The 13,772-nt window shown below is 64.3% G+C and carries 13 protein-coding genes; 7 read left to right on the top strand and 6 right to left on the bottom strand.

The window, feature by feature from the left end; all coding sequences use genetic code 11:
• Positions 1–41: 41 nt before the first annotated feature.
• Entirely contained in the window at positions 42–1,025 is a 984-nt protein-coding gene (locus tag ACWDTF_RS18805) for an AraC family transcriptional regulator (protein WP_355275633.1), read from the top strand.
• On the opposite strand, the gene ACWDTF_RS18800 is transcribed toward ACWDTF_RS18805, so the two are convergent.
• A complete protein-coding gene (locus tag ACWDTF_RS18800) occupies positions 1,009–1,707 on the bottom strand; it encodes a hypothetical protein (protein WP_240855750.1) in 699 nt (232 codons plus the stop codon). The two genes, ACWDTF_RS18805 and ACWDTF_RS18800, sit on opposite strands and share 17 nt — an antisense overlap.
• 203 nt (positions 1,708–1,910) lie before the next feature.
• Here ACWDTF_RS18800 and ACWDTF_RS18795 point away from each other — a divergent pair, with 203 nt between their 5' ends.
• From ACWDTF_RS18795 to ACWDTF_RS18770, 6 genes are all read left to right on the top strand, one after another.
• Entirely contained in the window at positions 1,911–2,204 is a 294-nt protein-coding gene (locus tag ACWDTF_RS18795) for a hypothetical protein (protein WP_240855748.1), read from the top strand.
• The gene (locus ACWDTF_RS18790; protein WP_240855745.1) at positions 2,201–3,025 is read left to right on the top strand and encodes a hypothetical protein; all 825 of its coding nucleotides are present in this window, start codon (positions 2,201–2,203) and stop codon (positions 3,023–3,025) included. The genes ACWDTF_RS18795 and ACWDTF_RS18790 overlap by 4 nt, the downstream gene beginning before the upstream one ends.
• An 80-nt stretch (positions 3,026–3,105) precedes the next feature.
• The gene (locus ACWDTF_RS18785; RefSeq protein ID WP_449754839.1) at positions 3,106–5,034 is read left to right on the top strand and encodes a fumarate reductase/succinate dehydrogenase flavoprotein subunit; all 1,929 of its coding nucleotides are present in this window, start codon (positions 3,106–3,108) and stop codon (positions 5,032–5,034) included.
• Between the two features lie 18 nt (positions 5,035–5,052).
• Complete coding sequence (locus ACWDTF_RS18780) at positions 5,053–5,799, top strand: succinate dehydrogenase/fumarate reductase iron-sulfur subunit (protein WP_240855741.1); 747 nt, start codon at positions 5,053–5,055, stop codon at positions 5,797–5,799.
• 57 nt (positions 5,800–5,856) lie between these two features.
• The gene (locus ACWDTF_RS18775; protein WP_240855739.1) at positions 5,857–7,362 is read left to right on the top strand and encodes an amino acid permease; all 1,506 of its coding nucleotides are present in this window, start codon (positions 5,857–5,859) and stop codon (positions 7,360–7,362) included.
• A 78-nt stretch (positions 7,363–7,440) separates the two neighbouring features.
• A complete protein-coding gene (locus ACWDTF_RS18770) occupies positions 7,441–7,656 on the top strand; it encodes a hypothetical protein (protein WP_240855737.1) in 216 nt (71 codons plus the stop codon).
• Positions 7,657–8,129: 473 nt separating this feature from the next.
• Here ACWDTF_RS18770 and ACWDTF_RS18765 read toward each other — a convergent pair whose 3' ends face one another.
• The 5 genes from ACWDTF_RS18765 to ACWDTF_RS18745 form a co-directional block, all read right to left on the bottom strand.
• A complete protein-coding gene (locus ACWDTF_RS18765) occupies positions 8,130–9,083 on the bottom strand; it encodes an SDR family oxidoreductase (protein ID WP_240855736.1) in 954 nt (317 codons plus the stop codon).
• Positions 9,083–10,042 (bottom strand): bile acid:sodium symporter family protein, encoded by a 960-nt coding sequence (locus ACWDTF_RS18760; protein ID WP_240855735.1) that lies wholly within the window; start codon positions 10,040–10,042, stop codon positions 9,083–9,085. Before ACWDTF_RS18760 ends, ACWDTF_RS18765 begins: the two co-directional genes overlap by 1 nt.
• Positions 10,039–11,343 carry a flavin-containing monooxygenase gene (locus ACWDTF_RS18755; RefSeq protein WP_449754838.1) on the bottom strand — a complete coding sequence of 435 codons (1,305 nt, stop codon included), beginning with the start codon at positions 11,341–11,343 and terminating at the stop codon, positions 10,039–10,041. Before ACWDTF_RS18755 ends, ACWDTF_RS18760 begins: the two co-directional genes overlap by 4 nt.
• 682 nt (positions 11,344–12,025) lie before the next feature.
• A complete protein-coding gene (locus tag ACWDTF_RS18750) occupies positions 12,026–12,907 on the bottom strand; it encodes a 2-hydroxy-3-oxopropionate reductase (RefSeq protein ID WP_449754837.1) in 882 nt (293 codons plus the stop codon).
• A 24-nt stretch (positions 12,908–12,931) separates the two neighbouring features.
• Complete coding sequence (locus tag ACWDTF_RS18745) at positions 12,932–13,744, bottom strand: hydroxypyruvate isomerase family protein (protein WP_449754836.1); 813 nt, start codon at positions 13,742–13,744, stop codon at positions 12,932–12,934.
• Positions 13,745–13,772: the final 28 nt, after the last annotated feature.

Here is a 13,772-nt window from a genome sequence, read left to right as displayed (position 1 = left end):
TTGCATGTCCGATCGTCTCATCGCGGCGTACTCTCGTGGTCGTGGATGCTCTGGGAAGTCTGCTGAACGGTCCGCGCGCGCACAGCCCCATGATGCTGCGCATGGTGATGGCGTCGCCCTGGTCGGTTCGCATCGAGGACACGGCTCCGCTCACCGTCGTGGCGGTCACGCGAGGGGAGTCGACGCTGTCCTATGACGACGGTGTGAGCTATCGGGTGCGACCCGGCGATGTCGCGCTGGTGCGTGGGACTCATCCGTATGTGATCGCCGACGAACCCGAACACGAGTGGGTTGCGCGCATCGACACCGGTGGTCAGTGCTTCGACCCGACGGGCACGCACAGTGTCGCCGAGGACATGTGCTTCGGCGTGCGTTCGTGGGGAAACTGCGCCGACGATACTGCGGCGCAAGCGATCATGCTGATCGGCACGTATGCGAGTGGGGAGGTGAGCCGACGCCTTCTCGACGCTCTCGACCGTTTCACCCTGGTGTCCCTGCGCGACCATCCGCTGATCGCGCTCATGGAAGACGAGATCGTCCGTGACTCGCCTGCCCAAGACGCCGTCCTCAACCGTTTGCTCGATCTACTTCTCATCACGGGGCTGCGACAAGCCATGGAACGCGGCGATGTTCGCGCCGCAAAATGGTATCGCGCACACTCCGACCCGGTCGTCGGCCATGCTCTACGCCTGCTGCACAACGGGATTGACCAGCCATGGACGGTGGCCTCGCTGGCCACCGCGGCCGGCGTGTCACGCGCGGCGATGGCCAGACGCTTCACCGACCTCGTCGGTGTGCCCCCGATGACCTACCTCACCGACTGGCGGCTGTCGGCCGCCGCCGACCTCCTCGCCGATCCAGAGCAGACCCTGACATCGATTGCGCGACAGGTCGGCTACGGCAGCCCGTTTGCCTTCAGCGCGGCGTTCAAGCGGCAACACGGTGTCTCGCCGGCAGTCTTTCGAGCGCGCGCGACGCCCGGGAACGCCCATGGCCCGGCGGATGGTGTCAGCCGAGCAGATTGACCGCGTTGGCGACGACGAGGCTCAGGATGACGATCGACAGCATCGACTGCACAGCCATGGCGAGCTTCGCCCATCGGGCGAGTGGCAGGACATCGGTCGGGCTGAACGCGGTGGCGTTGTTCAGGCCGAGGTAGAGGTAGTCGAAGAACACCGGCCGCCAGCCCGGAGCGGCAAGTTCGGGATTGAGTTGCTGGGGGAACGCCAGATCGGTGTACTCGCGGGGATGCAGATGCCGGTTGACCGGCCCGCCGTTGTCGAGTTCCCAATACAGGAACGCGAACGCGATGATGGTTTGGATCCAGACGAGCGCACCGGACACGAGGAGTTCCAGGGCGTTGGTCGTCTGCGGGCTGCCGTGGAGCAGATCCCAGACCAGTCTCGCCGATCCCCACGCCGCGCCCGCGGCGATCGTTGCGACCAACGCGAGCGACAGTCCGCGAACCCACGGACCGGGCCGGTCGATGCGGCCGGGGTCCGCGATCACGAGAGCGAGGAGTGCCACTCCCTGAATGGTGGGGAAGAACCAGGGGATGAACCAGTCGGTGCCCGGGCCGTAGTGGCCGGGCAGAAGAAACGGCACCGACATCGAGACGAGAACGCACGCCGATGCGGCCCAGCGTCGTTCCGCGCGTGGTCTCTGTTCGCCCGGCCCCGTGTCGTCGGGCGCGGTGTCGTCCGCCACCTCGGTTCCCTTCCGGTCGGGCAACGCTCAGGTTCGGGAGCCGGTCACCTCTGCGGCGCCTCCACGAGCATGCATTTGTTCGCATGCTTGCGAGGAAGGGTACCCAGGAGAGGTCAATACGACATGTTGTAGTGGAATGTCGTTGACTGAGGGGTCCCCGACGGTACTGTGGTGCGTATCACATAGTTCTTGGAGGGAGTCCCATGGTAACGGCCGAGATGAATGAACTCCATCGGAGCATCGGGACGCTGCGGCACCACATCGTCAAGCTCAAAGCACGGTATGGCGATGTCGACGCCGTTCGACGGATGACGAACGACCTCGACCGGCTCGAAATCGATCTGCACGACTTCGAACATGCGCCGCCGCCCCTCCTCAAGGCCAAGAGCGGCAAGGACGACGTCATATACGTACCGGACAGCAAGTCGGATGAGTCGGCGTGGCTCGGTGCACAAGACGAAGGGCTGGGCTTCCACTCGCGTGAGCGAACGAAGTGAGCGCCCCCGCAGCTGAGCGGGAGGCAACCGGGGTCTTTTCTCCGGGACGGGCGCGCATTCTGGCGCGAACCCTGAGGGTCGACAGGTGGTGGCTGTCGCCGCTGCTGACGGTGCTCGGTCTGTCGGCTTTCATCGTCTATGCGACGGTGCGTTCGTTTGTTCGCAGCGCGTACTGGGTTGCCGACTATCACTATCTGACGCCGTTCTATTCGCCGTGCCTGAGTGAGTCGTGCGTGCCGGGTTCGAGTCATTTCGGGACCCCGTTTCCGGAACTCCCGATGTGGATCCCGCTCGGTTTCGTGGTGCTCCCGTTCCTGCTGGGATTCCGCCTGACCTGCTACTACTACCGCAAGGCCTACTACCGTTCGATCTGGTTCTCCCCGCCGGCCTGTGCGGTGGCCGAGCCGCACGGCCGCTACACGGGAGAGACCAGGCTACCGCTCATCGTGCAGAACGTGCACCGCTACTTCTTCTATGTCGCGGTGATCGTTTCGCTGATCAACACCTACGACGCGATCACCGCGTTCCACGGGAAAGACGGCGGGTTCGGCTTTGGGCTGGGCAACGTCATCTTGGTGGCGAATGTGCTGCTGCTCTGGACCTATACCGTGTCGTGCCATTCGTGCCGGCATGTCACCGGAGGCCGGCTCAAGCACTTCTCGGCCCACCCGGTCCGGTACTGGATCTGGACCCAGGTGTCGAAGCTCAACACCCGGCACATGCAGTTCGCCTGGATCACCCTCGGCACCCTGGTGCTCACCGACTTCTACATCATGCTGGTGGCCAGCGACACGATCTCTGACCTGAGATTCGTAGGGTGACACCCCTTGGATTTCACAACGACTGACATGTTCACAATCACTGTCGTGCAATCGATTTCACAGTAGGGGGTCTTGGCTAGATGACTGAACCGGAACGCCACAGCTACGACGTCGTCGTCATCGGTGCGGGCGGTGCCGGGCTGCGTGCGGTCATCGAGGCTCGTGAGAAGGGCTATTCGGTTGCCGTGGTGTGCAAATCGTTGTTCGGCAAGGCACACACGGTGATGGCCGAGGGTGGTTGTGCCGCATCGATGGGCAACGCCAACTCCAAGGACAACTGGCAGGCGCATTTCAAAGACACCATGCGCGGAGGTAAGTTCCTCAACAACTGGCGCATGGCCGAACTGCATGCCAAGGAAGCGCCGGATCGGGTCTGGGAGCTGGAAACCTATGGCGCCCTGTTCGATCGAACGGCCGACGGGCGGATTGCCCAGCGCAACTTCGGGGGTCACACCTACCCGAGGCTCGCCCACGTCGGCGACCGGACCGGCCTCGAACTGATCCGGACGATGCAGCAGAAGATCGTCTCGCTGCAGCAAGAGGATTACGCGGCCACCGGAGACTACGAGTCGCGGATCAAGGTGTTTGCCGAATGCACGATCACCGAGCTACTCAAAGACGGCGACGCCATCGCCGGCGCGTTCGGCTACTGGCGCGAATCGGGCCGCTTCGTCCTGTTCGAGGCACCCGCGGTGGTGCTCGCGACCGGCGGCATCGGCAAGTCGTTCAAAGTGACGTCCAACTCATGGGAGTACACCGGCGACGGACATGCACTCGCCCTGCGCGCCGGCGCGAGCCTCATCAACATGGAGTTCATCCAATTCCATCCGACAGGCATGGTGTGGCCGCCGTCGGTCAAGGGCATCCTGGTGACCGAAGGTGTTCGAGGTGACGGTGGTGTCTTGAAGAACACCGAGGGCAAGCGCTTCATGTTCGACTACATCCCGCCGGTGTTCAAAGGGCAGTACGCCGAAACCGAAGAGGAAGCCGACAAATGGCTTGCCGACAACGACAGTGCGCGGCGCACTCCCGATCTGCTGCCCCGTGACGAGGTGGCCCGGGCGATCAACGAAGAGGTCAAGGCGGGCCGTGGCACCGACCACGGGGGTGTCTACCTCGACATCGCCTCCCGCATGCCCGCCGACGAGATCGTTCGCCGGCTTCCGTCGATGCACCACCAGTTCAAGGAGTTGGCCGACGTCGACATCACCGCCGAGCCCATGGAGGTGGGTCCGACCTGTCATTACGTGATGGGTGGGATCGAGGTCGACCCGGATACCGCTGCGTCGCGCGTGCCCGGCCTGTTCGCCGCAGGGGAATGCTCCGGTGGAATGCACGGGTCAAATCGGTTGGGCGGCAACTCATTGTCGGACCTGCTGGTGTTCGGGCGCCGGGCCGGACTGGGCGCCGCGTCTTATGTCGAATCGCTGGACCGACGACCGGAGATCGCGGCCGAAGACGTCGAGCGTGCAGCTTCCTTCGCGCTGGCTCCCTTCGATCCTCCGGCCCAAGGGAAGCCCGAGAATCCCTACACACTGCACACCGAACTGCAGCAGTTCATGAACGACCTGGTGGGCATCATCCGTAACGAGGCGGAGGTGCAAGAGGCGATCACCGACCTGGAAGAGATGCGAAACCGGTTGGGCGGCATGCAGGTCGAGGGTCACCGGCAGTTCAACCCCGGCTGGCATCTGGCGGTCGACATGCGCAACATGCTGCTGGTGTGTGAATGCGTCGCGAAGGCGGCACTCATCCGTACCGAGAGCCGAGGCGGTCACACCCGCGACGACCACCCGGCGATGGACGCGACGTGGCGTAACACGCTGCTGGTGTGCACCGCTGACGCCGGTGACGATTCGCCGGTCCCCGAGGTCACCGTGGTCCGCGAAGATCAGATCCCGATGCGCCCGGACCTGCTGGAGCTGTTCGATTTCTCCGAAATCGAGAAGTACTACACCGCCGACGAGATCGCCGGGCACCCCGACGCGGACGGCCACGGGGAGAACTGACGGTCACGAGGAGACAAGATGGGCTACGACGCGAAGTTTCGGGTGTGGCGCGGGGACACCGACAGCGGTGATCTCCAGGACTACACGGTGCTCGCCAACGACGGCGAGGTGGTGCTCGACATCATCCACCGTCTGCAGGCCACACAGGCCCCCGACCTGGCTGTGCGCTGGAATTGCAAGGCCGGCAAATGCGGCTCGTGTTCGGCGGAGGTGAACGGTCGCCCGAGGCTGCTGTGCATGACCAGGATGTCGACCTTCACCGAGGACGAGGTCATCACGGTGACACCGCTCCGCACCTTCCCGGTGATCCGCGATCTGGTCACCGACGTCTCGTTCAACTATGCGAAAGCCCGCGAGATCCAGGCGTTCACCCCACCCGAAGGCTTGGAGCCGGGGGAGTACCGGATGAAGCAGGTCGACGTGGAACGGTCGCAGGAGTTCCGCAAGTGCATCGAGTGCTTCCTATGTCAGGACACCTGCCATGTGGTCCGTGACCACGAGGAGAACAAGCAGAACTTTGCCGGACCTCGTTTCCTGATGCGAATCGCCGAACTCGACATGCATCCGCTCGACGTCGCCGAACGCCGCGACTCGGCACAGACCGAGCATGGTCTGGGACTGTGCAACATCACCAAGTGCTGTACCGAGGTGTGCCCCGAACACATCAAGATCACCGACAACGCGCTGATCCCGATGAAGGAACGGGTGGTGGATCGTCGATACGACCCGTTGGTGTGGTTGGGGAACAAGCTCTTTCGTCGCTAGTGGTGTGTCCGTCAGGGAATGCGCGCCAGGCCGTCGAATCGCGGTTAAGCTCAGCGAATGTCGAGTCCTCTCGGGATCACCCCGGACGAGTCCCTGCGCAAGGGGCTGCAAACCCGTCACATCAGCATGCTCGCCCTCGGCGGCGCCATCGGTACCGGTCTGTTCGTGGCGTCGGGTGCGACCATCGCCGACGCCGGACCGGGTGGCGCGATCACGGCATACCTGCTCATGGGCGCTATGGTGTTCTTCCTCATGCAGAGCCTGGGCGAGATGTCGGCGTACATCCCGTGCAGCAACCCGTTCGAGGAGTACGGCAAGCGCTTCGTGAGCCCGTCCTTCGGCTTCGCGGCCGGATGGAACTACTGGTTCAACTGGTCCATCACTCTCGCCGCGGAGGTGGTGGCTGCCGGGCTGATCATGAAGTACTGGCTGCCCGACGTCCCGTCGTGGGTCTGGTCGGTGGTCTTCCTGGCGGGTCTGTTGGCTCTGAACCTGTTCGCGGTCAAGGCCTTCGGTGAGGCGGAGTTCTGGTTCGCCACCATCAAGGTGATTGCGGTGGTGGTGTTCCTGTTCGTGGGCGTCCTGTTGATTCTCGGTGTCGTCGGTGACATGCCCTCGCCCGGGTTCAGCAACTGGACGGTCGGCGACGCGCCGTTCGTCGACTTTCCGCTCGGCATGCTGTCGGTGTTCCTGATCGCGGGCTTCGCGTTCCAGGGCACGGAGATGATCGCGGTCGCGGCAGGTGAGGCGGTCAATCCGAAGACAGCCATCCCGCGTGCCGTCCGCACGGTCTTCGTACGGATCCTGCTCTTCTACGTGGGAACCCTGACCATCATCGGATTCCTGATCCCGTACACCAATCCCAACTTGCTGAATGCCTCCGAGGAGAACATAGCGATCGCGCCGTTCACCCTGGTGTTCAGTCAGGCGGGCATCTCGGTCGCGGCGTCGATGATGAACGCCGTGATCCTGATCGCCATTCTCTCGGCCGGCAACGCCAGCCTGTTTGCCGCGACCCGGGCGTTGTTCGGCCTGTCCCTGGAAGGCAGCGCTCCACGCGCCTTCGCGCACGTCACTCGCACCGGAGTCCCGATACTGGCAGTGGCCGCCACCGCGGCCATCGGAGCTCTCTGCTTCCTCGCCAGCAGGGTGGGCGACGGACGTGCGTACGTGTGGCTTGTCACCGCGTCGTCGGTGGCCGGTTTCGTCACCTGGATGGGAATCGCCTGGGCCCATTACCGCTTCCGGCGGGCCTGGCATGCGCAAGAGCGACCGCTCGACGACCTGCCGTACAAGGCATGGCTGTATCCGGCCGGCCCGATCATCGCGCTGGTCATGTGCGTGGCCGTCATCGCCGGCCAGAACCTGCCCGCCATCCGCGACGGCAGCGCAGGCAATCTCGAACTATGGCTGACCGCCTACGGCGCGTTGTTCGTGTTTCTGGGGCTGTGGTGGGGACACAAACTCGTCACCCGACTACCGGCGGTGGACTTGCGCACCGCCGACCTCTCACCCAGGTCGGCCGCGTCGGCGCATTACCTGACCGACGAACACGCGAAGTAGATCTACTCCGGCACCGATGTTGCCGAATGAATGACCCGTTTTTGTTGACTACCAGGCACTCGAACTACCATCCAGCCCATGAAAATGCGCACCCTCGTCTTGTCGGTCCTCATCGCAGGCGGAACCGTTCTCGGTGTGGCCGGGCATGCCGATGCCGCCACCAAACCACGCGTCGGGGCACCCTGCTTGCTGTCCGAGGAAGGCAAGTTCCGCACGGCTCCCGGCGGTCAGACGGTGCGCTGCACCAACACCGGATACTCCGGGATGAAGTGGGTGCGCGTCGCGCAACGCTAGTGCTCGCCCTCCACTCCTGACATCCATCGGATCGGTGACCGCGGCTACGACCTGTACAGGCCTGCCGGTCTGCGGGTTCCGGCCCCGCTGGTCGTGGTGCTGCACGGTGCACTTCGCAGCGGACACGAGGCCGAGGAACGCTTCGGTTGGGGATGCGGCGGCCGACCGTGGTGGCTTTGTCGCGGCCTTCCCCGACGGACTGAATGGTTTCTGGAACGCCGGGGCGTGCTGTGGCATGGCTTCTCTGCACGGCGTTGACGATGTCGGCTTCGTCAAACAGGTTGTCGCCGACGTCAAACGCACGGTCGACATCCACGAGTCGAGAGTGTTCGTCTTCGGTATGTCGAACGGCGCCATGCTGGCCTACCGATTCATCTGCGAGACAACACTGTTCGTGGCAGCCGCACCTGTCGCCGGTTCGCTCGGGGTCCCGTGCGTGGGACATCAATGGCCGGGTGGCCGATGGGCGCCGCTCAGCGTGCGACGACGTCCGGATGTGTGTTCAGGTACGCGTCGAATGCGTCGGCGGTGGTGAGCTCCGGGGTGTATCCGAACTCGGACTTCAAGCGGGTGTTGTCCAGCACAGGGCGGTAGCGCAGAAACCGGACCTGGGCGGGACCGTGGGGCGTCAGACGCAACGCACGCGCCACGAGCAGCCCTGCGGCCAACAGCGGTGCAGGAACTGTCAAGCGCGGTTTGCCGAGTCGCGCGGCGATCTGTTCGACGGTCAATGCGCCGTCGCCGGCGACGTTGAAGATCCCGGCCGGCCCGTCGGTGGCGGCGCGCGCCATGGCACGCGCCACGTCGTCGACCCAGACGAAGACGAACGGCGAGTCCGAACCTCGAATCGCCAAGATTCGCTTGCCATCCCACAGGGCGGTGATCTGATTGGCGACGGTGGGGCCGAGGATGGTGCCGATCCGAAACACCACCTGCTCGAGTCCCGGGTGCTCGACGCGCGTGCGGGCCAGCATCTCTTCAACCAGTCGCTTGTGCCGCGAGTACGGGAACTCGTCGTTGCCTCGCGTCGGTTCGTCCTCGCTGATCCACCCCGGATTGTCCGGGTGATAGCCGTATGCCGCACCCGAACTCGACACCACGATTCGCCGAACCTGCGCACAGACACACGCGCGCAGCACATTCGCACTTCCCGTCACGTCCACCCGGTACTCCAGGTCGACGTCCCGTCCACGATTGACGATGGCGGCCAGGTGCACGACCACGTCGATGTGATGCTCGCGCAGCAGCGGCTCGATGCGATCGGGATCGGTGACGTCGAGGAGCACGTCGACGACGCCCGCACGGGGTGCGTCGGGTATCCGGATGTCCGCGGACACCACCGTGTCCACCTCGTCACGTCCGACGAGTTCACGCACCACAGTCGACCCGAGGAAGCCGGCCCCGCCGGTCACCAGCACGTTGGTCATCAGGACGCCACCGGATTGGCCACGGCAGCGTCACCTTTCGCCGAGCCGGTCCGCCTGAGCGTGTGACGGCCCCACACAGTTGCCAGCACCAACCCGGCGAGGACGTCCCACACTCCCCACCAGCCGGCCACGACTGCCATCCCGCCCAGTCCGTCGAAGAAGGTCATCACCAGACCGAGTCCCAGGCCGGCATTGCGGATGCCGACCTCGAAGGTCATCGCCTTGCGCTCACGAGTGCCGAGGCCACCGACCGCCGCGGTCGACCACCCGATCCCCAGCGCCGCGGAGTCGTGGATGGCGACGACCACCAAGATGATGCCGAGGTGAGAGACGAAGGCCTCCCAGTTTCCGGCCAACGCGGCCACGACGAACCCGACAAGAGCAAGCAGCCCAACCCATTTCACGGTGGGTTGCACGCGGTCGGCGAAGCGTGGGTACGCGCTTCGCAGTCCTAGGCCCAACGCGAAGGGCACCCCGATGATGAGTGCGATCTCGACCAACATGCGCATTGGGTCGAGTCGGACGTCGGTCAGCAGATCGCCGGCGTCGGGGTGGATGGATCCCCAGAAGGAAATGCTCAGTGGCAGAGCGACTATGTAGATCACATTGCTCACGGCGGTCATCGAGACCGACAACGCCACATTGCCCCCGGCACGATGCGTCAGGATCTGCGAGATGTTGCCCGGTGGGCAGCACGCCACGAGCAGCATGCCCAACGCCATCGAGGGGGTTACGGGCAGGATCAACGTCAACACGAAGGTGATCGCCGGCAGGATCAGCAATTGGGCCGCGATGGCGAGGACGAATGGGCGCGGATGCCGTGCGACCACCCGAAAGTCCCGTGGTGTGGTGTCCAGGGCGATACCGAACATGATGAACGCGAGCAGGATGCTCAAGAGAGTCAGCGATCCTGGCGTGAAGTTGACGGTGACCTCGTCGATACCGGCGGCGAGTGTCATGGGTGTGCTCGGGTCTCGCCCGCAAGCACCGCAGTTTCCTTCAGCACAGCTCGACGGTAGGCGTCCTTGTTGACGTAGTAGGACATTCGCGCCAGGCCGAGGTAGCGATAGCCTGCCGTGAGGTCCGGCCACGGATTCTCGCGAACCCGGGACCGAAACGCTTCGGCAGCGGCCGGGTCGTGCTCGACGGCGTGTAGGTAGGCCGCGATCAGTTCGGCCTGTTCGTACCGTCCTTGCCATCCCAAACCGGACGCCTCGACCATTCCCATCACGAACAGGCCGGAGAAGTCCGGCGGGAAGATGTTCATGAACAGTTCGGGTGCGTCCGAGGTCCAGTTCAGCAGGGCAGAGTCGACGAACGGGTAGTCGAGTCGGTAGCCGGTGGCCAGTAGGAGTACGTCGTAGTCCCCGCTGCTGCCGTCGCGGAAGGTGACCGTGGTGCCGTCGAAGCGTTCGACGTCCGGGCGGATCCGCAGATCACCCTGGCCCAGGTGATTCAGGATCGCCGTGTTCACGACCGGATGCGACTCGTATATCCGGTGGTCCGGTGTGGGGAAACCGAACCGAATGGGGTCACCGGTGAACAGCTTCAGAAGGCGGGTGTCGATGAATTGTTTGATACGCCGGGGCAGTGGCCGGCCCTGGTTGAGGGTGTCTGATGGACGCCCGAAGAGATATCGGGGCACGAAGTAATAGCCGCGTCGCACACTCATGTCCACGGTATCGGCGTGGTGGACGGCGTCGACGGCGATGTCGCAGCCGGAGTTGCCCGCGCCGACCAGCAGCACTCGTTTGCCGGCGAGTTGTTCTCCACGTTTGTAGTTGCTCGAGTGCAGGATCTCACCGGTGAACTCGCCCGCGAACTCCGGCACATTCGGCTCGGCCAGGGTGCCGTTGGCCGCGATCACACCATCGACGAACTCGGTGACTTCGCCGTCACGTGTGGTGACCGTGAGCAACCATCCGTCGCCCTTGGGTTCAGCTCGATCCACACGGGTGTCGAAGTGGAAATGCCGCGTGAGGTCGAAATGGGTGGCGTAGTCGTCGAAGTAGCGCTTGAGCACGCGGTGACCCGGATAGTCGATCGCGCTGTTCATCGGAAACTCGCTGAACTCGGTGGTGGTTCGCGAGGAGATCAGATGAGCGGACTCGTACACGGTGCTGCGCGGGTTGTCGATGTCCCACAGCCCACCGACCCCGGACGCCGCCTCGAACCCGACGAATGCGATGCCCGCAGCTTGCAATGCCCGTGCGGCTGCCAGCCCGCTGGGCCCTGCCCCGATGATCGCGTACTTACTCACCCGACTCACCCAACCCGTACCTGCGCTGATCGTTCACCGCATCGACTCCGACGATTTCGAGCCATATTGTGTCATCGTCGGGAGCCCTGGATTGTCCGACGGCAGGTTTGACCTGCGGTGAGGTGCGCGGGGGCCTTCGGATCACGGCGGTGGAAAGTCGATCGTGTCCCGGGGTGCCTTCTGACGATTCTGGGGCGGATGCCTCACGCGAGTGACGACGCCGCAATCGCCCGCGTTCACCACGACCACCTCGACGGGGCCGCTGACTCGACGAGTTCGGTGACCACCGCTATGACCTGGAGAGATGCAGACTGTCGCGGGAGGCGCGCCGGACACTCTGTGTCCTGTTGGAGAATCTGTGCGCTGCAGCACACGGTTTACCCGATTCGGCACAGGGTGTGGCCTGAGGGCATCCATGGCACATCACCGCCCGGTCGGGCGCGGCCTGGGCTTCTGTCTGGCCACCTACCACGTTGATCTACGAGAACTCGAGTTGAGTTGGAGAACGCGAGTGCTGCAGCACTCGCGTTCTCCAACTCGGCACCGGTTGTCGTGGGTGCCGGCTATCGGCGTGGCGCAATGTCAGAAGCCGCGTGGATGGTCATAAACCCTATGCGCACCAGCGGTTTCCGACCACACTAGCGGTTTGTGGCGAGGAACGCGGCTAACGGGTAGGAGGCTCTCAGCCGAGTCGCCCGGACAGTCGTTCGACGCTGCGGAACAATGCGCTGTGGTCGAGCCCGCCGTCCCCGTTGGCGCGTGCCGACGCCATCAACGTGGCGACGAGGTTTCCGACCGGAAGCGCGAGCCCGGCGTCGCGTGCCGACGCGGTGACGATCCCGAGATCCTTGTGGTGCAAGTCAATTCGTGCGCCCGGAGCGAAGTCGCGGTCGATCATCCGCTGCGCCTTGTGGTCGAGAACCGTCGACCCGGCAAGCCCACCACCGAGGACGCGAACAGCAGACGACGTGTCCACGTTGTGGGCTTCGAGGAAGACGATGGCCTCGGACAGTGCCGCTATGTTCGCTGCGACGATCAGTTGATTGGCGGCCTTGACGAGTTGGCCACTGCCGCTGGATCCGACGTGAACGACGGTGGTGCCGACCGCATCGAACACGGGCCGGGCCTTCGCGAACGCGTCGTCGGGTCCGCCGACCATGATCGACAGCTTTGCGTCGATGGCGCCCTCCTCGCCGCCGGAGACCGGTGCGTCGAGAAAGACGTGGCCGTGCTCGGCTGCTGCGTCGGCCATGCCCATGGCCACGTGAGGGCTGATGGTGGAGAAATCGATGACCACGGTTCCCGGTGCGGCATGGGTGAAGACACCGTCGGGGCCGGTCAGGACCGATTCGACATCGGCGGAGTCGGGCACCATGGTGGCGACGAACTCGGCGTTGGAAACCGCTTCGGCGATCGAATCCGCGGCCGTGCCCCCGGCCTCCACGAGATTTGCGGCTCGCGACGGTGTCCGGTTGAAGCCGACGACCCGATGGCCGGCCCGGACCATGTTGATCGCCATGGGGCTGCCCATCACGCCGAGTCCGATGAATGCGATCGATGTCACTTCTGCTCCCTGGTCGGTTGCTGATTACGTTGTGCCCCAGGCGAACCCCGGGAGCCAGTCGAACGGATCCGGGCGCGTCGCCTCGTACTCGAGACTGATCCATCCCCGATAGCCTTCGGCCGCCAGGGTCCTCAGGTGGCCGGCGAGATCCAATGTCCCGGTGCCGGGTTCGCTTCGGCCGGGAGCATCGGCGATCTGCACGTGACCGATGTCATCGGTGAGACCGGATAAGACCATCCCGAGATCCTCGCCATTGACCGCCAGATGGTAGAGGTCGGCGAGCAGCTTGAGGTTGCGGCACCCGTGTTCTCGTCGCACGCGCTCGATGACTTGTATCGCATCGGCGGCACGCCGCAGCGGGTACGTGGGAATCGCACTGAGGGGCTCGATCAGAATGTCCGCGTCGATCGTCGCCGCGGCCCGCGCGGCAAATGCGAGGTTCTCGGCGGCCAGGTGATCCTGGCTGTCGGCACCGACGCCCTCGATCCGGTTGCCGTAGAGCGCATTGAAACCGACTGTCCCCAAAAGCTTACCGATGCCGACCGCCACGTCGACGCTGTCTCGGAACTCGCCGGATGCTCGAGGATCGGAGACCAGGCCGCGGTCACCAGCCGCGAGGTTGCCCGCAGCGAAGTTCACATGGGTCAGTCGAACACCGGCGTCGCCGATCGCCGTGACGAACGCGTCGACATGGCTGTCTCTGGGCACTGCGGACTCGAACGGCCACCAGAACTCGACGGCGTCGAAACCGGCTTCTCGGGCTGCCTGCGGGCGCTGATGCAGTGGCAACGACCGGAAGAGGATCGAACAGTTGACTGTCAGACGTCGATGGTCCATCGCCTGCTCCTGCATCCTCGTTTCCCTG

The sequence above is a fragment of the Gordonia sp. NPDC003422 genome (genome assembly GCF_053588675.1).
The sequence above is the reverse complement of the archived record's forward strand: the minus strand, read 5'-3'. Positions and strand labels throughout refer to the sequence as shown.